The organism is Algorimicrobium echini, from assembly GCF_900115185.1.
In the GTDB taxonomy this organism is placed as follows: domain Bacteria; phylum Bacteroidota; class Bacteroidia; order Flavobacteriales; family Flavobacteriaceae; genus Algorimicrobium; species Algorimicrobium echini.
On the sequence record NZ_FOVN01000005.1, the window covers coordinates 235,811 to 259,913 of the forward strand.

The 24,103-nt window shown below is 35.1% G+C and carries 16 protein-coding genes and 2 tRNA genes; 2 read left to right on the plus strand and 16 right to left on the minus strand.

What is annotated here, in order from left to right; genetic code table 11:
• Positions 1–4: 4 nt before the first annotated feature.
• From ctlX to porU, 9 genes are all read right to left on the minus strand, one after another.
• The gene (gene ctlX / locus BM239_RS12380; RefSeq protein ID WP_092209084.1) at positions 5–937 is read right to left on the minus strand and encodes a citrulline utilization hydrolase CtlX; all 933 of its coding nucleotides are present in this window, start codon (positions 935–937) and stop codon (positions 5–7) included.
• 155 nt (positions 938–1,092) lie between these two features.
• A complete protein-coding gene (locus BM239_RS12385; protein ID WP_092209086.1) occupies positions 1,093–5,163 on the minus strand; it encodes an FG-GAP-like repeat-containing protein in 4,071 nt (1,356 codons plus the stop codon).
• A gap of 155 nt (positions 5,164–5,318) precedes the next feature.
• Positions 5,319–6,002: an SDR family NAD(P)-dependent oxidoreductase gene (locus BM239_RS12390; RefSeq protein ID WP_092209088.1), complete on the minus strand. Its 684-nt coding sequence runs from the start codon at positions 6,000–6,002 to the stop codon at positions 5,319–5,321.
• The gene (locus tag BM239_RS12395; RefSeq protein ID WP_092209090.1) at positions 5,995–6,960 is read right to left on the minus strand and encodes a M28 family peptidase; all 966 of its coding nucleotides are present in this window, start codon (positions 6,958–6,960) and stop codon (positions 5,995–5,997) included. Before BM239_RS12395 ends, BM239_RS12390 begins: the two co-directional genes overlap by 8 nt.
• 122 nt (positions 6,961–7,082) lie before the next feature.
• A complete protein-coding gene (locus BM239_RS12400; RefSeq protein WP_092209092.1) occupies positions 7,083–8,786 on the minus strand; it encodes a pyruvate dehydrogenase complex dihydrolipoamide acetyltransferase in 1,704 nt (567 codons plus the stop codon).
• 3 nt (positions 8,787–8,789) lie between these two features.
• The gene (gene pdhA / locus BM239_RS12405; RefSeq protein WP_092209094.1) at positions 8,790–9,788 is read right to left on the minus strand and encodes a pyruvate dehydrogenase (acetyl-transferring) E1 component subunit alpha; all 999 of its coding nucleotides are present in this window, start codon (positions 9,786–9,788) and stop codon (positions 8,790–8,792) included.
• Between the two features lie 111 nt (positions 9,789–9,899).
• On the minus strand, positions 9,900–10,382 hold the full coding sequence (gene cdd / locus BM239_RS12410) for a cytidine deaminase (RefSeq protein ID WP_092209096.1): 483 nt from the start codon (positions 10,380–10,382) through the stop codon (positions 9,900–9,902).
• An 87-nt stretch (positions 10,383–10,469) separates the two neighbouring features.
• Positions 10,470–11,708, minus strand: a complete 1,239-nt coding sequence (gene porV, locus BM239_RS12415; protein ID WP_092209098.1) for a type IX secretion system outer membrane channel protein PorV — start codon at positions 11,706–11,708, stop codon at positions 10,470–10,472.
• A gap of 33 nt (positions 11,709–11,741) precedes the next feature.
• Entirely contained in the window at positions 11,742–15,611 is a 3,870-nt protein-coding gene (gene porU, locus BM239_RS12420) for a type IX secretion system sortase PorU (protein ID WP_092209101.1), read from the minus strand.
• Positions 15,612–15,875: 264 nt separating this feature from the next.
• Here porU and gldJ point away from each other — a divergent pair, with 264 nt between their 5' ends.
• Together gldJ and BM239_RS12430 are read left to right on the plus strand one after the other, a co-directional pair.
• Complete coding sequence (gene gldJ / locus BM239_RS12425; protein ID WP_177209040.1) at positions 15,876–17,558, plus strand: gliding motility lipoprotein GldJ; 1,683 nt, start codon at positions 15,876–15,878, stop codon at positions 17,556–17,558.
• Between the two features lie 66 nt (positions 17,559–17,624).
• Positions 17,625–18,911, plus strand: a complete 1,287-nt coding sequence (locus BM239_RS12430) for a UDP-N-acetylmuramoyl-tripeptide--D-alanyl-D-alanine ligase (protein WP_092209103.1) — start codon at positions 17,625–17,627, stop codon at positions 18,909–18,911.
• Positions 18,912–19,164: 253 nt separating this feature from the next.
• On the opposite strand, the gene BM239_RS12435 is transcribed toward BM239_RS12430, so the two are convergent.
• From BM239_RS12435 to nhaD, 7 genes are all read right to left on the minus strand, one after another.
• Positions 19,165–19,239: transfer RNA gene (locus BM239_RS12435), tRNA-Val, on the minus strand.
• Positions 19,240–19,279: 40 nt separating this feature from the next.
• Positions 19,280–19,354: transfer RNA gene (locus BM239_RS12440), tRNA-Val, on the minus strand.
• A gap of 63 nt (positions 19,355–19,417) precedes the next feature.
• Positions 19,418–20,635, minus strand: a complete 1,218-nt coding sequence (locus BM239_RS12445) for a bifunctional folylpolyglutamate synthase/dihydrofolate synthase (protein WP_092209106.1) — start codon at positions 20,633–20,635, stop codon at positions 19,418–19,420.
• A gap of 3 nt (positions 20,636–20,638) precedes the next feature.
• Positions 20,639–21,535, minus strand: coding sequence for an energy transducer TonB (locus BM239_RS12450; protein WP_092209108.1), 897 nt, complete (start codon positions 21,533–21,535; stop codon positions 20,639–20,641).
• A 15-nt stretch (positions 21,536–21,550) separates the two neighbouring features.
• Positions 21,551–21,943, minus strand: coding sequence for an ExbD/TolR family protein (locus BM239_RS12455; RefSeq protein WP_092209110.1), 393 nt, complete (start codon positions 21,941–21,943; stop codon positions 21,551–21,553).
• Position 21,944: 1 nt separating this feature from the next.
• On the minus strand, positions 21,945–22,646 hold the full coding sequence (locus BM239_RS12460; RefSeq protein WP_092209112.1) for a MotA/TolQ/ExbB proton channel family protein: 702 nt from the start codon (positions 22,644–22,646) through the stop codon (positions 21,945–21,947).
• 50 nt (positions 22,647–22,696) lie between these two features.
• Positions 22,697–24,091 carry a sodium:proton antiporter NhaD gene (gene nhaD / locus BM239_RS12465; protein ID WP_092209114.1) on the minus strand — a complete coding sequence of 465 codons (1,395 nt, stop codon included), beginning with the start codon at positions 24,089–24,091 and terminating at the stop codon, positions 22,697–22,699.
• Between the last annotated feature and the right edge of the window lie 12 nt (positions 24,092–24,103).

The following is a 24,103-nucleotide window of genomic DNA, read 5'->3' on the forward strand; positions in this document are numbered from 1 at the left end:
AAGGCTATGCCTTTGGTAGAAAAACTTCAGCCATCATACAACGTGCACTTCCGCCACCACAGGTTTCAATCGTTTCCAAAGAGCTAGACAAAATTGGACAGTATTTTTCAATTTCAGCAATTTGTGCCGCTGTTAAACTTTTATGAGCTGCTTGACTCATTACTAAATAACGCTGGTTTGAATGTCCTTGTACCTGCAACATATTTCCTGCAAAATGATGCATTTGAGCTTCAGAAATTGCTATAATACTTTTACCGTCTTCTTTTAAACTGTTAACAATTAATTTACGCTCTTTTTTATCATCAATACTATCTAAACAGATCACAGCAAATTTCTCGGCTAGACACATCATGACATTTGTGTGATAAATTGGTAAGCGTTTACCATCTACTGTTTGGTTGGCCGTAAATAAAAAAGGTGCATAATCAAAATCTTCACAAAACTCTATAAATAAATCTTCGTTAGCTCTTGCAGAAAGTGCACAATATGCTTTTTTATTAATTCTATCTAACAATAAACTTCCAGTACCTTCTAAAAAAACCCCTTCATTTTCAGCTTCTGTATAATCTATTATATTATTAATGATAAAGCCTTCTTCCTCTAAACGTAAAAATAAATCCTCACGTCTTTCAACGCGTCTGTTTTCAGCAAACATAGGATACAATGCCACATCACCGTTTTCGTGAAAACTAACCCAATTATTGGGAAAAATGGAATCTGGAGCATCTAAAGACTCGATATCATCCTCCACAATAACGGAAACGCCTACTGCTCTTAATTTTTCAACGAATGCATCGAACTCTTCTTGTGCTTGACGATTAATTTCAGCATTTTTAAGATCTAACTCTTCCTGAAAGTAATTATTTACAGCCGTTTGTTCATTCATTCTAAAATGAACTGGACGAATCATTAATATGGTGTTTGTTGTCTGTGGCATAACCTAAAATTTAAAATGCGAAATTATGATTTTTTAAAGAATCACAAGCAGGTTTAACAATAAAAAGTATTTGCTATTTATAGTTCAACGTACTCTAAAAACACATAAGGCTGCGATAACGCAGCCTTATGTAAGTTTATAATAAATTCAGTTTATTAGTTTCCACTAATTATTATTTTTTGTGAGAAATTGTTTCCTGATAAGATGTAAACACCATTTGCGGTGGTTTCAGGGATAGTAACTCTAGCACTACCACTATAACCATCGTATTGCGTGTTTGTAATAGTGATAACACGACCGCTTACATCATATAATTTATAATTATCATCAGGGTTAGCGTAAGTAATATTAATAGTTCCGCCTGAAGCTACTGGATTAGGATATATTGTTGACGAATTAAAAGCAAAACTATCAACACCTAACGTAGAACCATCAAAATAAGGAATTGCAAAGTTATAAGCTTCAACACCAATAGTTTCTCCAATAATACGCCCTGGAATATCATCAGCTGGCGGATGAATTCCACCCCAAATTCTTGATAAACTACATTGATCCGATGCATCCCGATAGGTTGCCCATTGCAGTGTAATATCCATAGAAGGCCCTTCTTCAAAAACTAAAAATTCATTTTTATGAGCTACAAACTCACCCATTCCACCAGGGAAATATTCATCTCCCGTAATTAGCGTCATAACTTCGGCAGCAGCTCTTGAAAAAGTAGAGTGTCCAGAAACAAAACCAGCAAATGGCGGTGTAACAAATGATGGTCTTTGGTATGGCCACCAGTCTTCCGATAAAATCCAACCAACACCAGCTGTATCTGTATTTGTGTTACTAACAAAATCGTGACCTCTCCAAGAGTATAGTTTAATTTTACCAACATTTTGATCGAACCCACCTGCTAGTGGATCTCCAGATTCTACAAGTTCTATAAAACCAGGCTCCAATTTAATACCTTGTGGGTTGTAACTTGGTAGCTGATCGTCTGAACTTTGACCCAAATCGGCCATATAACGAATAGCTGAAATTGGACGAATATAGTCATGCCACCCTTTAATACTCCACGCTGTAATTGCCGCATCATGCATGGCACCACCTAGAATAAAATAAGCTTTCACGTCCCATTCTACAGGTTCTAAGATGGCTCCAGAACCATTAAATCTTTTCTCAAGTAATGGATGATCTGAAACGTGATTCAGCAACGTAAACCAATGTCCTGGAGGCGTTTCAGAATCTGGACCATCCGCCCAAAACTCTGCCAACACTCGTGTATAATCTCCTCGCGGCACCATTTGCGGCTGGTACGGCTGATTAGTAACAGGATTTAAACTTCGGCCAGTTCCAGGATCGCCGCCACTAACTCGATTGTAAAAAGTAGGGTATTGCGTATAATCTGTTGGAAACGCAGAAATAGGCGTATTTCCAATTGCTCCAGGAGAAATATCCCACATCACACCGTCCGTAGGATCTAAATGAGAACCCCAAACAGACACCATAGAAAAATTCCATTTATATGCCTCACTAGAAGCACTTGTATTGGTATTATCAATATATGGTGGGTTGGCAGGATTGTGATACACATTATAATTATCGCCATCACGTTGAAATGTTTCTTTATCACCATCTGTCATAGCAAATGGCATAACATCTCCCCATTCTGGACTTAAAAAATTTATGACATCGCCATCAATTAAATTCCCACTTTGATCGATATAAGTATCTAAACTTAAAGACTGCCAACGATTAGGATTAATTAGAGAAACAGCCTCATAAGCTGGTGCTAGAGGTGGATTGGCAGGCTCATAATAAGCATTATCGTAACCGGTTGCCTCTCTTGCTCCGTCAGAATTTCCGTAATCTATTAAAATTTGACCAATGTAATTCCCTAATTCAGCGGCATTACCAGTTGTATAATCAACTGATGTGACTCCTGTGCTATAACCTAATTGATCCATTAAGAAATTGAAGCGTTGCTGGGTTTGAAAAACACCTGGTGAATTTTGAAATCTATGAGTTAATAATCTATACATAGCATAACTTACGGCTTTATTAACCGATGCAGTATTTCCTTCCAAGGGTGTAAATGCCTGTAACGTACTACTAAAACCATGAACGGTATTTCCAACTAAATAAGGATCTGCGTGTTGACCATTTCCTGGGTTTTCAATCTTATCATAAATTGCCCATATATCATACATAGCAACACTAGAATGAAATAAATTCCTTGCATGAACGGTAGGTCTTGCAAAATCCTTTCGGATAGCTTCTAAAAGAGCCTCATTCCAAAGTCTTGCTATGGACACGTTATCTGGTGTTTCATAAATAACGATATCAACATCCAATTCAACAATTGGACTTGAACATAACGAACTCGTTTCTTTTACTGTTATTTTTCCGGTATCGTTAATTCCCCATTTTACAACAAGACTACCAGTACCTTGACCACTAACTAATTCTCCTCCAGTAACAGTCCAAGAAAGTGTAGAGCCAGGATCTGACAATGGATAGGTATAAATTTCTTCATCTAAAAATCCAACAGTGGTAGCTCCTGTTATAACATCGGAAGCTAAATATGTACATGAACCATCATCTACAGTTGCAGATGGATTGTAATTACAGGACGTTGGATCGGTACACCCAAATATTTTAACACTTGGCGCTATCATTAAATCCACCATTCCCACGCCTTCAGTTGCTTTAAAATGAGAATCCGCAGCAATATTTTGGTATGATTCTACAAGTCCAGAAGGCCATTTTATGGTTACATCACTGATTTGCGTATCTGAATTTAATCCAAAATGCACAGGCTTCATACTTTGTCCTAAAAACCCAACACCATTAAAGTATCGTACAAATGTTCCAGAATTTGTTGTTATCGTTACTTGAGTACCTATTGCACTTTTGTTGGAAGTAGTACCTTCTAATGATAATTTAAAGAAATGTACAGGATTTGGATCGCCTACATTTAATGTGGAATTCTCATAAAGAAAAGAAGTAATATCACTGTTAGTAAGGTATAAATCTAAATCTCCATCATTGTCATAATCAAAATCTAATGCTTCAATACTAATTGTAAGGTCGTGAAGATTAGAGGCTATGGTAGCATTCTCAAAGTTATTATTTCCTTCAACATATTTGTTCTTGTAATAAACGTTGTATTCTGCATTTCTATTTTCAAAGGTATAACCATTAGCAATAAATAAATCTTCATCACCATCCAAATCAAAATCTGCAAATGTGTTTCCCCAGGCCCATCCATTTCCAGCTATATTGTTAGTTAAGCTTTGTTCAGTAAATGTGTTAACACCCGAGTTTGTAAATAAAGCCGTTTGATCAATACCAGTAATAAAAAAGTCGAAAAAACCATCGTTATTATAGTCACCCATGGAAATCCCCATGTCGTCAAAATTATTATCTAAGCCAACAGCATTTGCTTGTTCCGTAAAGCTTACACCTCCATTATTTATGTATAAATAATTTAATTCATCAAAATCATTACTAACATATAAATCCATAAAACCATCATCATTAAAATCGAATGGCATGGCAGTAAAACTTTGCCTTGCAGTAACCTCCGCAATTCCTGTTGCAGCTGTTACATCTGTAAATGTTCCATCGGCATTATTATGGTATAGAAGGTTTGTAGAACAACCTCCCCAATCATTAATATAAATATCTAAAAAACCATCGTTATCATAATCAAACCAAGTAGCTCCCATATATTGACAAGTGGTTGCCAAATTGAAACCTGCTGATGCGGTTATGTTAGAAAATGTACCATCACCATTGTTTTGGTATAGTAAAACATTAAAAGTGTTAGTAATAAATAAATCTGGGAAGCCATCATTATTGTAATCACCCCAGAAAGCACCTTGTTTAAATCCATCAAAACTATAAAACACACCATTTTGACTGTAGTCTGTAATGAGCATATTGTTTAAACCTGCTGCTACTGTTACATCCGTAAATGAACCATCATTATTATTTCTAAATAATTTACTATGTGTGCGTTCAATACCGTTTACATCAATAGCTTCAGCTACAACAAAAATATCCATAACGTTATCTCCATCATAATCCGCTACAGCAACACCACTATTTTGTTCAAGGTTTCCTAAACCTGAAACCGCTTCTGCTCGTTGAAAAACTTGTGCTGTAGATTGTAGTGCACAAGTCATTAAAATCAGGTTTAGTAATAAACCTTTGAATAGTTGATTCTTCCTCATAATGATTAATATTTTAATCAAAAGAAACACTATTTATTATTATTTAAAAATATATTCTACCAAGTGCCAAATAATTACTTTCAATGGTATTTTAAGTAAGAAAAGTTCTTAACTAAACGTTAAACAAAACGCTCAATATTCTGATATCATGAATTTTATGGCGTAGAATTAGACACTTGCAATAGTTTTCCATTAAAGTGTTTGCACCCTGTTACGGCAAAATTATAAATATATTCAGCCATCGATTTTGGTGTCATTGGCACTTCAAACCCTGGAAAAGCTTCTGCAAGCATTTCGGTTTGAACAGCACCTAATGCTAAAACATTAAAAGCTATTTTAGTTTCTTTATATTCTTCAGCCCACAATTCGGTAAGTGTAATAACAGCTGCTTTGCTTGAACTATATGCTGCCAATCCTGGGAATTTCATACTACCCTGAACGCCACCCATAGAACTGATAGTTACAACATGACTAGGGTTTCTCATAAAAGGTAAAACAATTCGTGTCATTTCCGCTACACCAAAGACGTTGGTTTTATAAACAAATTCAAAATCATCCATTGTTGTTTCTGAAAATGGCTTATTAAGAATTGCTCCTGCGTTATTTATAAGAATATCGACGTGTTTCCATTCATTTTTTATGAACGTCTCAATCTTATGAAAATCCGTTTTTCTAGATAGGTCAAATGGCAATGCCGTAACGTGAGTCAGTTTTAAATCTGAAATGGGTTTCTCATTTCTAGAAAGCGCCAAAACTTTGTAACCTTGTTCTGAAAACAATTTAACCAATTCAAAACCGATACCTCTGCTTGTACCGGTAATTATAACGTGTTTACTCATTAGTCATTTGAATTTCTTTGGTTACTGTATTACTCATTTTTTCAATACCAGGAATGAGTTGGTTAATTAAGCGAGCCATATGATCATAATCTAACTTATCAATTTCGTCATCTACATGATGGTAAAAATCATAATTAGACAAATCGCAAGATGAAATGGTATGTGCTGGCATTTTAAACATTTCATAAAACGGATAATTGTCAGATGCTTTAAACAAATTGTACTGTTTAGCCACTTCTGACTCTCCTAAAAAATTGGAACCTATGTAATCATTAATTTTTTCTGCCATGTTAGATTTTCCATAACCTGTTAAAAAGGCTACATATTCACGATCTTTAAAAGGAACTCCAATCATTTCCATATTCACAACCGTGTATAAATTGGCATTTTCATCTTTAAGTCTTTTAGCTAAATGTTTAGACCCTAATAACCCCATTTCTTCTGCAGAAAATAACACAAACATAAAACTACGTTTATTTGTTTTTTTAGCGCCAAAATAACGAGCCATGGCTAAAACCGCAGAGGTTCCTGCCGCATTATCATTTGCTCCGTTTGCAATTGAATCAGTTTCAACCATTTTTGCCTTGGTTCCAATATGGTCATAATGGGCACCAATAATAATGATTTCTTTTTTTAGTGTTGCATCTGTACCTTCTAGAAAACCAACCACGTTATAGGCGTCCAATTCGCCGACTTTAAAATCGTCACGATATGTTTCATAATAAGGTCTAACCCCAAATTCTTTTAGTTGTTTTTCAATATAATTTGCAGAAACTTTAATTCCGTTACTACCTGTTCCTCTACCCATTTGGGCATCAGAAGCCAAAAAAGAAACGGTTTCTTTTACCTCATTGGATGTAATTACAACATTTTCAACAGTTACAGTTTGCTGATTTTCTTGTTTTGCTTTACAACTAAATATACTGATGACAACAAATAATAAGATGAGATTTTTCATATAAATAAAACGGGTTTTTACCTTAAAAATAAGGGTGATATGATTATGGTTTAAATATAAAAAAATCCTGCTAGGTTATAAGCAGGATTTTGTAAATATATAAAGGTCTTTTTAATTTTCAATTACACTAACATGGTAATTGGATTCTCAATATATCCTTTTAAAGTCAATAGAAATTCTGATCCCGTTGCACCATCAACTGTCCTATGGTCGCAAGCCATTGTTAATTTCATGGTGTTTCCTACAACTATTTGGCCATTTTTGACAACAGGTTTCTCAACAATTGCTCCAACCGATAAAATAGCTGAATTTGGTTGATTGATAATAGATGTAAAACTTTCAATTCCAAACATGCCTAAATTTGAAATGGTAAAGGTACTACCTTCCATTTCTTGAGGTGTCAGCTTTTTGTTTTTTGCTTTCACAGCAAACTCTTTTACAGCGGCTCCAATTTGCGGTAAAGATTGTTCATTAGCAAAGCGAACCACAGGCACTACCAATCCGTCTGGAACCGCAACAGCTACACCTATATGAACATGATTATTTAATTTCATTTTATCATCAAACCATTGCGAGTTTACTTGCGGATGTTTCTTTAAGGCCAATGCACACGCTTTGACAATAATATCATTAAAAGAAATTTTAGTCTCTGGTAATGAGTTATATTGTGTACGGAACGCAATAGCATTTTCCATATCGAACTCCACGTTTAAATAGTAATGAGGCGCTGTAAATTTAGATTCCGCTAAACGTTTAGCAATAACTTTACGCATTTGCGAATGCTTCACCTCGTCAAAATCCTCTTCGCCTGTAGGCACAAATTTACCAACTGAAGAAGACGTGCTTGCTTTAGGTTTGTAGTTTTCAATATCCCGTTTTACAATACGTCCATTTTCTGCAGAACCTGATATTTGTGAGATATCAATACCACGTTCTTCAGCCATTTTTTTTGCTAATGGCGAAATAAATATACGTCCTGAAGTTTCTGTTGATTCCTTTGATGTTTTCTCAACGGTTTCCGAAGCTGCAGTTGTTTCTTTTTTCGAATCTGATGTTGGTGCCTTTTTCTCTTCAGATTTTGGCTTTTCTGACTGGTTGTCCAACTTTTTGGAAGTCCCTTCTGCTTTAAAGTTTTTGGCAATATTGGAAACATCAGTACCTTCTGGTCCAATAATAGCCAACAGCGCATCTACTTTTGCGGACTCTCCTTCATCAAGCCCAACGTGCAATAAGGTTCCCGATTGAAAGGATTCAAATTCCATGGTAGCTTTATCGGTTTCTATTTCGGCCAAAATATCACCTTCTTCTACCGTATCACCTATTTTTTTCAACCAGGTAGCTACGGTTCCTTCTTCCATGGTATCACTTAATCGTGGCATGGTAACAACGGTTACACCTTCTGGCAATTCAGTTTCCTCACTACTATCGTCTTTAGTAGAATCTTCAACGTTATTATCTTCAGACTCATCGTTAGATTTATCTTCTGAATCATTTTCAGAATCGTCCTCGTCTGTATCCGCAGATTCAGATGTATCCGCTTCTTTTTTGGCTTTAGAATCTCCTTTTAACAAATCTGAAATATCTTCACCTTCCTCGCCGATAATAGCTAAAAGCTCATCTACTTTGGTTGTTTCACCTTCTTGAACACCAATATGTAATAAGGTGCCTTCGTGAAACGATTCGAACTCCATTGTGGCTTTGTCTGTTTCAATTTCAGCAAGGATATCACCTTCTTCAATCTTATCTCCAACTTGCTTCAACCACGTAGCAACAGTACCCTCTTCCATGGTATCGCTTAAACGTGGCATGTTTATAATTTCAGCCATTGTTTATAGTTTATGTTGTATAAATGGATAATCTTCTTGTTCGTAAACTGCATCGTACATCACATTTTTTTCAGGATATGGTGACTCTTCTGCAAACTTCTCACATTCACTAACCAAGTCCTTCACACGTTTATCAATTTTCTTGATATCTGCTTCAGTGGCATAGCCTTCAGCAAGAATAATATCTTTTACTTGTGTAATCGGATCAATTTTCTGGTATTCAGCTACCTCATCTTTGGTTCTGTAATGTTGCGCATCACTCATAGAATGCCCTCTGTAACGATAAGTTTTTAGCTCCAAAAATGTTGGACCATCTCCACGTCTAGCGCGTTGAATTGCTTCATCAAAAGCTTCTGCAACTTTAATTGGGTTCATGCCATCTACGGGTCCGCAAGGCATTTCATATCCTAGGCCAAGTTTCCAAATATCCGTATGGTTTGCCGTACGTTCTACAGAAGTTCCCATAGCATAGCCATTGTTTTCACAAACGAAAACAACCGGTAGCTTCCATAACATGGCTAAATTAAACGTTTCATGAAGCGAACCTTGTCTTGCTGCACCATCACCAAAACAGCATAATGTAACCGCATCACTTCCATGATACTTATCACCAAAAGCAATACCTGCTCCTAATGGAATTTGACCTCCAACAATACCATGGCCTCCATAAAAACGGTGTTCTTTAGAAAAAATATGCATAGAACCACCTAAACCTTGAGACGTTCCTGTTGCTTTTCCATACAATTCAGCCATAACACGTTTAGGATCCACACCCATACCAATTGGTTGCACGTGATTCCTGTAAGCTGTAATCATTTTATCTTTGGTTAAATCCATAGCATGCAAAGCGCCTGCTAAAATGGCTTCCTGACCATTATATAAGTGAAGAAATCCTCTTACTTTTTGTTGAATGTACACAGCAGCTAGTTTGTCTTCAAACTTTCTCCAGAAATACATATCCTCATACCACTTTAGGTATACTTCTTTGGTTATCTTTTGCATTAGTTACGTTAATTTAATAAACGAATAAACAAAAGTAACACTTTACTTATTAACGAAAAAACCGAAAATCGTAAAAATTTATTTAATCCAATTTTTATGATTCATGAATCGTTATAAAAAAGTCTTATCAAAAATTAAAGGCAGTAAATTTGCCAGTGATTCCGATTTAACAACTTTGCCTGTTTCACCCATAAAATAGATTTCAATAGGTGCGTTTTGCTTGACTTCGTATTCTGCTATTGCTTGACGACAAGCACCACAGGGTGGAATTGGCGACATGGTATGTTTAACATTAGATCCAGCAATGATGGCCATTCTGACAACCTTGACATCTGGAAATTGCGAACCAGCGTAATAGATTGCTGTACGTTCAGCACATAAGCCAGACGGATAAGAAGCATTTTCTTGATTATTTCCTGTAATAATCTCACCATTGTCTAGTAGCAATGCGGCACCAACACTAAAGTTAGAATAAGGAGCATATGCTTTGCTTCTAGCTTCTGTAGCCTTTGTCATTAAAACAGCTACTTCCTCTGGTAGTTCATCATAATTATCATAAACTTGTAAAATGGATTCTATTTTTACTTCTTTCATAATCTATTTATTAAGAAACTAAATTGGTGTTAGACAAAAAAACTATTGCAAATTGCAATAGTTTTTAGTTTTAATAATATGTCTGGATTAATACTCTCTATATGTTCCAGGTCCTAAATTAAACGTTAATGAGAAACGCAACGTATTTTCTAAAGGACTTTTTACCTGTGACGCTGAGAATAAGTATGATAAATCGATGCCAATGACATTATATTTAAAGCCAGCACCTATAGCAAAAAATTGTCTCGCTCCTTTTTCTTCACTTTCATGAAAATAACCAGCTCGGAATCCAAAAGAATCTTGGTACATATATTCGGCACCTAAAGCCCATGTCCACTCTTTCATTTCTTCACTAAAACCGCCTGGCGCATCGCCAAAGGATTGAAACATACCTTGAAAAAAGCCAACGTCAGGATCTTTACCATCAATAATGACATTTGGTGTAACTACCGAACCTAAATCGTCTGTTTCTGGGTTGTACTCACCATTACCATCATTATCAGTATAATTAAACTCTGTTCCATAAATTGGAGGCGTTGGCACTAATAATTTGGTAACCTCTGCTGTTACAGATACTTTGTTATACTCGTCTAAAATAAAATCGAAACCACCACCTAAACGCAACGTAGTAGGCTGAAAGTTTTCTTGTCCACCTTCATCATATTTAAATTTAGGCCCTATATTTTGAATGGCAAAGCCTAATCGTGTACGCCCATTAAAGGATGCATAAGCTTGTTCTTCACTTTGGTAATAACCAGAAATATCCACACCAAACGTACTTGCAGGTATAGCGTCTGCATCAATAGCGCCAATTTTCAAATCGGAACGTAAATAACGCATGGCTACAGACATGGCAAACTGCTCACTTAATTTTAAGGAGTAAGATGCATCAATAGTCATTTCGTTTGGTTTTTCAATAAGGGCTTGAGAAAACTCATCTTGAACCAATTCAATTTCACCCAATGAAAAATATCTAAAACTAGCAGCAAAAGCACTACGCTCATTTATTCTGTTGAAGTAGGTTAAATTACCTAAAAAGATATCTTTAACTAAACTACTTAAGTAAGGTGTATAACTCACACCAATACCCTGTTTTGTTTCTGAAAACGCATATTTAGATGAGTTCCATTGTTGAGAGAAAACATCAACACTGGTTGCCACTCCCATATCTCCCATAGCAGCTGCTCGAGCATCCGAAGCAATTAACACAAAAGGTAAGCCTGTGGTGATAACACGTGAATCATTTGTATTAGGTAAAACAACTGTTTGTGCAATAATTTGATGCGTAAAAACAAGTGTAAATAGTATTAAAATTTGATTTTTCATGTATTGATTTTATTTAGCAAATATAATGTATTATTAAAGTATTACAAGTTTCTCAATTTTTTCAACAGATTTATTTAATAATGGCGATCTAACGGTTAGCTTATAAATATAAACGCCTTTACCAATTTTATCTCCAAAATCGTCACGACCATCCCAAACAATATCGCGAGATAAAGCAGAGGTTCCTTTTCCGCAACATTCTGAAGAATTAGTTTGTCCATTGATTGTTTTAACTAATTTTCCTGAAACGGTGAATATTTGTACTGAAACGTCTAAAGGGTCCGAACTATTGTGATTAAACCAAAACTCTGTGTAATTAACAAAAGGGTTTGGGTAATTTAAAACATTTTCGATGACTAGGCTTTGATTTTCGTCATGCACCACAAATTGAATTTCTGAAGTGGATGAATTATTATACACATCCCAAGCTTTCAAAGTAAGGGTATGCAGTCCTGGTTCTATATCTCGCAAGGGATAATTAGCAGTTCCTCGTTGAAAATCATCAATTTCTGTTTGGTAATAATCATTTAACACATACGGATTGGTTTCATCACCATCTAAAATAGCTACAATATCATGACCAATTCCACTAGCTGTATTTATGCCATTTTCATCTTCTAGTTTAACCAATAAGCTTGGAGACCCATTGGTAATACCTCCAGACACGAAGTTTTCATCGTTCATATACAATTGAATAACAGGCCCAACAACATCTTCTGGAGCATCTAAATTTAACCCTCCAATAATAATAGAGTTGCTATTCGCTCCCGATTGATCATCGAGTGCATTCGCTTTTTTTGCATAAAAACTAATACGACCATTTCCTTCTGGTATGCCAATATCTCTAGGAACAATAAACTCAAATTCAAATTGGCCATTGGTTATGGAAGCTTGACCTCTAAAAATAGTTGCTCCCAAGGTTTCAAAATCCATTTTAATCAGTTGTCCACCTTCCCGAACACGATCATTTGCCAAGGTTGTACGTTCGGTTTTTTTATCATAAATATTAACAGAAAGGACACCATTATAGTTTGAAAGAACCATCCCATTTGAATCCGTTACTTCACCTGAAATTTTTGCACGACTTAAAGCTTTTAGCGTTGGAGCTGGTTGAGAAACAGGAATATCATTAACAGCTGTTAAACGAATATCTGGTTTAGGGAATGTTAATTTCATGGCTGGATCACCTATAAAAAACACCAAACGCCTTTGTCCAATTCCCGCAATGGAGGAACTATTTTTGGTTAATCGTAAAGCTTCTGCCATGCTTGGGTATTCATCATCAGCATAATCATCATCAGGATTATAGGAAAATAAATATTCTGTTAACGCAATATTAAAAGATATACCTACACTTACAAAAATTTGACGCGTGGTTGTAATCAGTCCAATGGCTCCACCATCCTTATTCCAGTATGTAAATTCTCCTGCAGTAGGACGAAATGGATTATCAAATCGGGTATATTCGCAAGTAACTGTAACAAAACAATTCAATTTACAAACATTATTTAAGTTTTGAGCATCAGGTTTTTCAAAAACCCGTTCTTTTGTCAAACCATCTTCACCACCATGTCCGAAATAATTAACTACAAGCACGCCATTTTCAATGGCATTTATCATGGCTGTTTTAACGGCTGGATACGTATCTCCTCCTGCCGAAGACTCTTGCACATAAGCATCTGAATGAATTTTAGTAACATTTATAAAGCCTTTTTCTGCAGTTATATTATCACCAATGGAATTGGTTGTTAATTGGATATCTTTTTCCCAAGACTCATCGACATCATCAGAAATAACTACAACATTATTACGCCAATTACCATAAGAAGCCTCCACATAATAAGATGCTATTTTATCAACCATCTCTTTAGCACGTTGTGGTGAATCGGCTAAAATTCGACCTGTTGCTATATCTAATTTATCTGACGTTTGCATTTCACCTTCATTAGGATCCATCATGCCATAGAAGTCATCCGATACAAAGGAACTGGTTAAATTAAAACTATCGTAAGCATGCCAAGATGGTATGACATTCGTATTATTCGGAATTCTATCTTTATAATCAAAAGAACCATCGCCAAATAAACAAAGGTATTTTAAACGGTTTTCTGGAGAACTCGCATTATCATAAACATATTTCACAAAATTACGGATAGCACCAATATCTTGAGTTCCAGGGCCAAATTCTGTATAAATACTGTTTAAGCTAACTACCTTAACATTTAACCCATATTGATTTCTGTTAATTTGCGCGAGACGTTCGGCTTGTCCCAACATATCACCACGTGCAATTATAATATAGTCTATATCTTGAAAAACACCTTGTGCATTATTAAAAATCGTTCCTTTTAGGTTTTGATTGCCTAAATAAGGATTAGAAACCATAATGGGCTCAAAAAAACTAGGTGCTGCAACAACCGCATACTTCTTTAATGACCCTAGAGGCGCTGTAAATGAAATAGTAGCGTTTGAACCCGTATTGCTAAAATTCTTTATGTTATAAATATCTGTTATATCCCAAACTTCATTAACCTGACTGGCATTAGAAAGGGTATACTGCCCTACCCCTGAAGCGCCTGTTACTGCTCTATTGTAAAAAACAAATTGACTGCCAGCAAATTTTAATTCGCGAGTGGCCTCAAGTGATATATAATCTATATAACCTAATGCTGATGGATTACCACCATTATTATAATCAAGTGTAACCGCAACATTTGAATTTGCAACCACAACATCACCATTAAATATAGATTCACTAACCAAAGTTGTTTCAGTAACCGCAGGAATTACAAGGTTTGAAACCGAAGTACCATTCACTTGTAAATCCATAGTTGTAGGAATTTCAGATGTTGAAGCCACATAGGTTTTTAATTTCACAGGAATTGTTGATACTATATTAGGGAATGAAAAATCGAATGTTTGAGTCGTTTCGATATCAAATCTATTTCCAAACCAGCGTCTGCCAACACTTGCTAAATTATATTCATCTAACTCATGATATTTATAATCTTGAAATGTATTAATGACCATATCAACTGAACCAGAAGGTTGAATCATAGGCTGAATCCGTTTTCCGTTTCCTGGACTTATATTGATGTAATAATGGGTAGCCGAATTATAAGCATTTACATTCGTATTTCGCTTAACATCATAGCCATTTGGCCCTTCGGCATAAAACAATATATAATCTCCGTCATGAAAATAACCATCAGACTCACCAATAACACGAATAGCATTTTGCATGACGTCAGTAGGATAAGGGTCTGAGTTTGCATAGGGAATCATTCGACCACCATTACCGTAAAGCTTAATGGTTCTAGGATCTACGGCATCTATATTAACACCTAACTGTTCTAAAAACTGTCTGGATATTTTAAATACTCCCGATCTATCCACTTCAAAACGATACCATGCTCCTGAACTTAAAACAGAATTTACAATATTAGACCGGTTTGAGGCCCTAAAGCTGTTTTGAGAATTATAATTTACAGTAAAGGACGTGACTTTTTTATAAACGCCTTTATCTTTTACAATTGCAGAAACAGTTAAAAAAGCATGATTTTTAGTACGGCTAACACTATTTTTAAGTTGGAATTTTAAACTATTTGGAACTGTTTTTAAATCAACATCCTTCAAGTCCGTAATTGAAATGTTCGCATAATTAACATTAGAAATCTGAACGGAATTCTCATTAATAAATTGCGGAATATCCCATTGTGCAATAAATTCTAAACCATCTGTTAGGCTGTAACTAAAATATTCTGAATTAAAGGCAGGAACTTCTATAGCAAAACTCTCGGTAGCAATGGATTTAGTGCCATTCCAAGTAATATCGAAACGTTTTTGTTGAGAAAATGCCACAACAGAAACGAACCAAACAAATAGTAGTAATTTCTTTTTCATTACACAAATAACGCAATTTAGTGTCGCTTATTATTAAAAATTAAACAATTTTAAGAAAATGAATCTAAATTACAATAATAAAAAATAAAATCACTCGTTATACTGTAACAAAACAACGGACAAACGCACAAAAAGCATCGTTAAAATGCTTAATAAATAGGATGAAATGCATAATTTTTTAAGTAAAAATTAAATAATTACTTGTAATATTAGGTAGAATTCTTATATTGCGTCACCAAAATTAATATTAGCTTACTTAAACGTATGGATATGAAAAATGTATTAACAATAAAATTATTGTTAGTTTTAGCTATAGCTGTTACAGCTGTTGGTTGTAAACGATCAGGCTCTAACAGTTCTCGAGCTACCGGTTGGGATATCAATTCCAGAGATGGAGGATTCCAATATAACACAAGTTTTAAAGGCCAAGAAGCTGGTCCAGGACTCGTGTTTGTGGAAGGTGGAACATTTACAATGGGTAAAGTTCAAGATGATGTAATGCACGATTGGAATAATACGCCAAATCAACAACACGTTCAATCCTTTTATATGGATGAAACAGAAGTTACCAATTTAATGTATTTAGAATATTTAGATTGGATTAAGCGTATTTATCCACCAACTGAAGAAAACTTTAGAGCAATTTATGATGGTGTTCTTCCAGACACATTAGTATGGAGAAATCGTTTAGGTTATAATGAAGTAATGACTGAAAACTATTTACGTCATCCTGGTTATGCAGAATATCCAGTTGTTGGTGTTAGCTGGATTCAAGCTGTGGAATTTGCAAACTGGCGTTCTGACCGTGTAAATGAAGCGAATTTAGAAGAAGCTGGTTACATAGCAAGAGACGCAAAATTAAATTCTGTTTCTTCAGATGCAACCTTTAATACAGATACTTATATCAATGCTCCTACTCAAGTTTATGGTGGTAATGATAGCATCACTGATCCTAACAACACGAGACGCAGAGTTCAAACTACAGCTGCTGGAGATACCATTAATGTGTATGCTACTCGTGAAACAGGAATTATTTCTCCAAAATACAGACTTCCAACAGAAACTGAATGGGAATATGCGGCTTTAGGTTTAACGTCTATTCGTAGCTATAACGTTTACAGAGGCCGTAAAAAATATCCTTGGGATGGTCAATATACACGTTCTGGAAAACGTAAAGTAAGAGGTGATCAATTAGCTAACTTTAAACAAGGTAAAGGTGACTATGGCGGAATTGCAGGATGGTCTGATGATGGTGCCGATATAACCAACGCTGTAAAATCATACGAACCAAACGATTTTGGATTATATGATATGGCTGGTAATGTGGCTGAATGGGTTGCCGATGTATACAGACCTATTGTTGATGATGAATTTAGTGATTTTAATTATTATCGTGGAAACGTGTATACTAAAAATGAGCTAAATGAAGATGGTACTGTAAGAATTGTTACTAGCGATGAAATTAAGTTTGACACATTACCAAACGGTGATGTTATTGCTAGAAATTTACCAGGCGAAATCCACCAAGTACCAGTTGACGAAGATGAAACATACTTAAGAACAAACTTTGACACCAGCGATAACAGAAATTATAGAGATGGTGACAGACGTTCTTCTCGTGATTATCGTGATGGAGACTTTAGCCAAACTTCTTCCTCTACTGATACGCACACAAGACAAATGTACAACTCCCCAAAACACAATGTTGAAACAGATTCAACAGGTGCTTTAATTCGTGAGTACGACCGTTCAGACAAGCGTACATCTTTAATTAACGATGAAGTTCGTGTTTATAAAGGAGGTTCTTGGAAAGACAGAGAGTACTGGTTAGACCCTGCTCAACGTCGTTATTTCCCACAAAATATGGCAACTGATTATATTGGATTTAGATGTGCAATGTCTCGTGTAGGTTCAAAATCTGAAAACAAAAACAAAAAGAAAAACTAATTAATTTAGTTTAAAAAAATATAAAAGTCCTGACAGTTGTCAGGACTTTTTTTATACTTTTATTTTATGGAATTACATGAACTTCATAAACGTTATTTGGAATGCCAAGGCGTTTGCACAGATACCCGAAAAATAACCAAAGACTGCCTGTTTTTTGCGCTTAAAGGTGATAATTTTGATGGCAATACCTTTGCCAAAAAAGCCCTTGAAAAAGGCGCCAAATATGTCATTATTGACAACCAAACATATCAAGAAAGTCATCAAACAATTCTTGTAGATAATGTGTTATTAACTTTACAAAAGCTAGCAACCTTTCATCGAGAATATTTAAACATCCCTATTATTTCACTAACAGGTAGTAATGGTAAAACAACGACTAAAGAACTCATAAATACTATTCTTTCAAAAAAATATAAAACAACGGCTACTTTGGGTAATTTGAATAACCATATAGGTGTTCCCTTAACCCTTTTATCTATGACAGAAAAAACTGAAATAGGTGTTGTTGAAATGGGTGCAAATCATCAAAAAGAAATTGAATTTTTATGCAAAATTGCTAAACCAGATTTTGGGTATATCACGAATTTTGGTAAAGCACATTTAGAAGGTTTTGGAGGTGTTGAGGGTGTCATTAAAGGAAAAAGCGAATTATATGATTATTTGATATCCCTTGGCAAACACATTTTTGTGAATACTGAAGATCCTATACAGGTAGAAAAAACAAAAAACGCCAATACAATTACTTTTGGTTTTTCAGATAAAACTAATCATTTAAACATTCAGTTTTTAGATGCCAATCCTTTTGTAAGTCTATTGTTCCATAACCTTACCATTACTAGTAAGCTAATAGGAGCTTATAACTTCAGTAATATTGCCGCAGCTATTAGTATGGGAGATTATTTTAAGGTTTCAGATTCTGATATCAAAAACGCTATAGAAAGTTATACACCTTCCAATAATCGCTCACAAATTATCCATAAAGGAACCACCAATATCATTCTAGATGCATACAATGCCAACCCCTCAAGTATGAAAGTTGCTTTAGAACATTTTTCAAAACAAAAACATCAAAATAAAATTGCCATTTTGGGTGATATGTTTGAACTTGGGTCAGAAGCTAAAGAAGAACATCAAGCCATCGTTAATTTAACCAACTCGCTTGATATTCATAAAGTTTATTTTCTTGGTGAAAATTTCTATAAAACTACAAGTAAGGACACTAAAGCCACTTTTTTTAAATCATTTCAAGCGTTTGAAGAAACTATTAACCTTAATACACTTAATAATGCTCTAGTAATCATTAAAGGCTCTCGAGGGATGGCTTTAGAACGCGTTTTGGGTTTACTAGATTAGTATTGAACTCATTTAAAACAAAATCCTAAACCAATTTATAATGTATATAAACTTAACAGGTTTTGTAAAACTGTTAGGTCCAACCATACGACACTTGGATTAAATCCATTGACCCAAATAAAACCACGTCTGCAAATGTAAATCTGTATGCTCACGCATTCTAACTTTTTGCATTTCAAAACCCTTTAAAACGAGCTTTGCGGGTTTTGTGAAATAAAAAAATCTGCATTTCCATACAGATTTCCCCTTGATGTGGGTCATACTGGATTCGAACCAGTGACTTCCACGTTGTCGACGTGACACTCTGAACCAACTGAGTTAATGACCCCTTAAACTAAAAAAAGTCCGTAAAAACGGACTTTTTTCTGTGGGCGATGAGGGATTCGAACCCCCGACCCCCTCGGTGTAAACGAGGTGCTCTGAACCAACTGAGCTAATCGCCCTTCGTAATTGGATTGCAAATATAAAGTAGTTTTTCATACTGCAAAACTTTTTTTCAAAAAAAATTAAATTATTTCTGCAACTACAAACGTACTACCACCAATATAGATTACATCGTTCTCTTGAGCCGCTTTTTTTGCCACCATAAGTGCATCATTTACACTATGATAGGCAGATCCTGTAAAACCTTGTTCAAGAAAAGTATCTTTTAAACTATTTTCATCTAAACCTCTTGGAACATTAGGTCTACAAAAGTAATATGTGGCTTTTTTTGGTAAAAGCGGCATAATAGAAAGTAAATCCTTATCATTAACAACCCCAAAAACAACATGCAACGTAGTATGAGGTACATTAAGTAACTGTTTCATCACTATTGTTAAACCATCAGAATTATGAGCTGTATCGCAAACTATAAAAGGCTGTTCTTGTAATATTTGCCAACGACCTTGAAAACTGGTATTCAACATGACGTGCTTCAATCCATTTATTATATGATCTTCACCAATATTATAATTTAAGGTTTTTAAAACCGATACAGACTGAAGGACTGTTTGAATATTTTCTTTTTGATAGTCTCCTTTCAAATCGGATTCATAGTCGGTTGGTAAGTTTTGATCTGCAAAAAAAATAGATGCTCCGTTTTTACTTGCTATATCATTAAAAATGGGTTTTGTTTCTACTTGGGTTTTTCCGATTACAACGGGAATGCGATTTTTAATGATACCTGCTTTTTCAATAGCAATCTTATCAAGTGAATCACCTAAAAACTGTGTGTGATCTAATCCTATGTTAGTAATAATAGACAATACAGGTGTAATTATATTAGTAGAATCTAATCGGCCACCTAATCCGACTTCAATTATGGCAATATCAACCTCCTGGTTAGAAAAATAATCGAAAGCCATTCCAGATGTCATCTCAAAGAAAGATAACCCAGCGCTTTCTAAATAGTTCTTATTCGCCTTAATAAAACCAATAACATAATCTTCAGAAATCATTGTACCATTAATACGAATTCGCTCACGAAAATCCTTTAAATGGGGCGATGTAAACAAACCAACTGTATAACCTGCTTCTTGAAGAATAGATGCCAACATATTACTTGTAGAACCTTTACCGTTGGTACCACCAACATGAACGGTTTGTATTCTATTTTGAGGGTTATTTAAATGATTTGCGAAGTTAATAGAATTGTTCAAATTGGCTTTAAACGCTATTTTACCCTGTCGTTGATACATAGGAAGTTTTGAAAACATCCAGTTTAAAGTATCTTGATATGTCATAAATTATTGACCTAAATTGAAATTTACTTTAACAAATCCAACTTGCTTTGCTGGCGCATTGTTATCGGATCGCCACTTGTGAGATAAGGCAATCTTTTTTGCTGGTTCTAATAAACATTCGGCCGTGTTAGTTGTGCCTTTAACACCTGGAATGGCTTCTATAACATTACCAGCTCGATTAACTATGATTTTAACGATAACCATTCCAGACTCATTACAATCCTGTTTTAACTTTTGGTAGGTTGCTTTACCACGTCCATTTAAACCGTAACCAACCCCTCCACTTCCAGAACCTGGGTCGCCAAAATAACTGGCGGCATATGGGTCGCCATCCAATTGGCCTTTATCGCCTGGTTTGTCATCATTACCTTCACTACCAGATGCCGTACCATCCGATTTACTGACACCGCCAATGAGGGCGTCTAATTTTTTCTTTTTAGCTTCTTTCTCCGCTTGTTCTTTAGCTTTTTGTTGAGCTTCCGCTTTTGCCTTGGCATCTGCTTCAGCTTGTGCTTTAGCTTTTGCATCAGCAATTTTTTTTGCCTGGGCGTCTGCTTGCTTTTTTTTCTCTATAGCTAACGCTTCTTCGTTATTTTGAGTTATAACATCTTCGGCTTTTGTTTGTTTAGATGAAGCCGCTTCAGGTTTTGTTTCTTGCGGTTTTGTCACCGCTTCCTCTGGCGGACGTTCTATGTTTTTTTGTTCGGATTTAACAGGCTCTTTAGGCTGGATATTTCCACTACCCACAGTAGAATTTCCAAAGTTAACAGCAACACCATATTCTTCAGGAGGATCCATATATGGAGGCCCAACCACAAACAGAAGTAGTACCAAAATTACAACAATTAAGGTTGTAATTTTAGCAGAATTACGTTCATGTTTGGTCTCTAAATATTTCATGAATAGCGTGGCTGTTTAATTCGGTTTTACAGCAAGTATAACTTTAATTTTATTTCTATTAGCAATATCCATAACCTTAACCACATTATCTACTGGAACTGATTTTTCAGCACGTAAAACAACAGTTGGTTTTTCTTGGCTTGATAAAGCGGATAGTAGTTCCCCTTCTAACATACTTTCTCCTACTAATTTTTGATCTACATAATATCGAAGATCTTTAGTAATACTAACGGCAACCGATTTCTTATTTTCGGTTTTTCCGTTCGCATTCGGTAGTAAAATATCAATGGCACTAGTAGTTACTAACGTAGAGGCTATCATGAAAAATATAAGCAGCAAGAATACAATATCCGTCATAGACGACATATTAAATTCGGGTGTTACTTTATTTCTTCCGCGTATGTTCATATTAAATAGGTTCGTTTAAATGATCTAAAAATTCTAAAGAATTTGCTTCCATTTGATAGACCACCTTATTGGTTTTCACTACTAAATGATTATAGGTTATATAAGCAACAATACCAACTATTAAACCAGCAACTGTAGTGGTCATAGCTGTGTACAAACCACTTGCAAGAACGTCCATCTGTATTGTACCTCCAGCATTTGCCAATTCAAAAATGGCTAAAATCATACCAACTACGGTTCCTAGAAAACCAATCATTGGAGCTGCTCCGGAAATGGTTGCTAAAATGCTCACATTTTTTTCGAGTCCATAAATTTCTAATCGACCTGCATTTTCGATGGCTGTATTAATATCTTCTAGAGGCTTTCCTATTCGCGTAATGCCTTTGTTTATTAATCTTGAAACTGGCGAATTAACTTGAGCGCATAAAATTTGAGCCGCTTCAATTTTACCATTACTGACATGATCTTTTATCTGATTCATAAAATTACTATCAATTTTAGATGCTGCTTTTATAGCGAATAAACGCTCAAAATAAATATAACAAGCAACAACTAATAGTAAGAAAAGTATAGCAATAATAATTTGACCAGCTGCTCCTCCACTACTAATTAATTCAATTATGGATAATGTTTTTTCAACTGGTTCGCCTTCAGGAAGCATTTCTGCTCCTTCTTGGGAACTTTGTATAAGTGTGTTTATCATATGATTTGTGACTATTAAACTATTAACGTTATAAGTTGAACAAAATTATATTAAAATATGGTTCTGGTAAACATAAAAGCAACTGCTCCTACTAAAAAGCCAATTAAGGCCAGCCAAGCTATTTTTTTTAAATACCAGAAAAAATCAATTTTTTCCATTCCCATTGCCACTACTCCTGCTGCAGAACCTATAATTAACATGCTTCCACCGGTACCTGCTGCATAGGCAATAAAATGCCAAAGCTCATTATCAATTGGTTCTGAAAACATGCCTAAACTAGCAGCCACTAATGGCACATTATCAATAACTGCAGACCCTACACCCATTAATAAAACCACTAAATCTGACACGCCTGCATGATGTAATTCAGTTCCTAACATGGGCATATTATCTTGTAAAGATGAAGCAAAACCGAATAATATTCCTAAAGATTCTAAAGCAGCTACTGCCATTAAAATTCCTAGAAAAAACAGAATACTTGGTAACTCAATTTTTGATAAGGACTTGTGTACTGGACTGTGGTGTCCCTGATGATCGGCATCTTCGTCTGCATCAAAAGACATGGCAAACTTTCTATTACTATAAATTTCTGCAAAAACTGCTACAATACCTAAAGCTAACATCATACCTACATATGGTGGTAAGTGCGTTACCGTTTTAAAAACTGGAACAGATACAATACCTGCTAATCCTAAATATAACATTATAGCACTATACTTGCTTTTTGGTTTCTCTTCCCCAGAATCTGGGTTATCTATTTTACCTTTAAAAGCTGGTAAAAAAGAGGCTATAAATGTTGGAACTAGCATACACAATAAAGATGGGATAAATAAGTACACAAATAAATGACCCGTTGTTACCTTTTTACCAATCCACAGCATGGTAGTCGTTACATCACCTATTGGAGACCACGCACCACCTGCATTAGCAGCAATAATAATTAAACCTGCATACCAAATCCGAACATCACGATCATGAATTAGTTTTTGAAGTATGGAAATTAAAACGATAGTAGCCGTTAAATTATCAATAATAGCGGATAAGATAAAAGCTAAAAAAGCAAATATCCATAAAATACGCCCTTTACTCTTTGTTTTAACAAAGCTTTTAATAGTTGCAAAACCATCAAAATAATCTATAATTTCTACAATGGTCATAGCACCCAATAAAAACACCAAAATCTCGGCTGTTTTCCCTAAATGATGCAAGAGTGTTTCCTCCATTAGGTGCATTTTTTCTTCATGACCTAATAAACCAAAATTATCTAATAATGTATGTTTTGCAGAATCGAACCATTGCGGAAATGTATCAATACTTAAAGCTATTAATGCCCAACAAACCGCCATCATGACTAGAGCTGGAATGAGTTTGTCTATTTTTAAATTGTGTTCTAGTGTAATAGCTAAATAACCTAAAACAAATACAATAATTATAATTGATTCCATAAATTTTATTAA

What these genes read in the sequence shown, in the direction of transcription:
- ctlX (WP_092209084.1), bottom strand. Translation starts at nt 937, where the DNA reads ATGCCACAGACAACAAACACCATATTAATGATTCGTCCAGTTCATTTT.
- BM239_RS12385 (WP_092209086.1), bottom strand. Translation starts at nt 5,163, where the DNA reads ATGAGGAAGAATCAACTATTCAAAGGTTTATTACTAAACCTGATTTTA.
- BM239_RS12390 (WP_092209088.1), bottom strand. Translation starts at nt 6,002, where the DNA reads ATGAGTAAACACGTTATAATTACCGGTACAAGCAGAGGTATCGGTTTT.
- BM239_RS12395 (WP_092209090.1), bottom strand. Translation starts at nt 6,960, where the DNA reads ATGAAAAATCTCATCTTATTATTTGTTGTCATCAGTATATTTAGTTGT.
- BM239_RS12400 (WP_092209092.1), bottom strand. Translation starts at nt 8,786, where the DNA reads ATGGCTGAAATTATAAACATGCCACGTTTAAGCGATACCATGGAAGAG.
- pdhA (WP_092209094.1), bottom strand. Translation starts at nt 9,788, where the DNA reads ATGCAAAAGATAACCAAAGAAGTATACCTAAAGTGGTATGAGGATATG.
- cdd (WP_092209096.1), bottom strand. Translation starts at nt 10,382, where the DNA reads ATGAAAGAAGTAAAAATAGAATCCATTTTACAAGTTTATGATAATTAT.
- porV (WP_092209098.1), bottom strand. Translation starts at nt 11,708, where the DNA reads ATGAAAAATCAAATTTTAATACTATTTACACTTGTTTTTACGCATCAA.
- porU (WP_092209101.1), bottom strand. Translation starts at nt 15,611, where the DNA reads ATGAAAAAGAAATTACTACTATTTGTTTGGTTCGTTTCTGTTGTGGCA.
- gldJ (WP_177209040.1), top strand. Translation starts at nt 15,876, where the DNA reads ATGGATATGAAAAATGTATTAACAATAAAATTATTGTTAGTTTTAGCT.
- BM239_RS12430 (WP_092209103.1), top strand. Translation starts at nt 17,625, where the DNA reads ATGGAATTACATGAACTTCATAAACGTTATTTGGAATGCCAAGGCGTT.
- BM239_RS12445 (WP_092209106.1), bottom strand. Translation starts at nt 20,635, where the DNA reads ATGACATATCAAGATACTTTAAACTGGATGTTTTCAAAACTTCCTATG.
- BM239_RS12450 (WP_092209108.1), bottom strand. Translation starts at nt 21,535, where the DNA reads ATGAAATATTTAGAGACCAAACATGAACGTAATTCTGCTAAAATTACA.
- BM239_RS12455 (WP_092209110.1), bottom strand. Translation starts at nt 21,943, where the DNA reads ATGAACATACGCGGAAGAAATAAAGTAACACCCGAATTTAATATGTCG.
- BM239_RS12460 (WP_092209112.1), bottom strand. Translation starts at nt 22,646, where the DNA reads ATGATAAACACACTTATACAAAGTTCCCAAGAAGGAGCAGAAATGCTT.
- nhaD (WP_092209114.1), bottom strand. Translation starts at nt 24,091, where the DNA reads ATGGAATCAATTATAATTATTGTATTTGTTTTAGGTTATTTAGCTATT.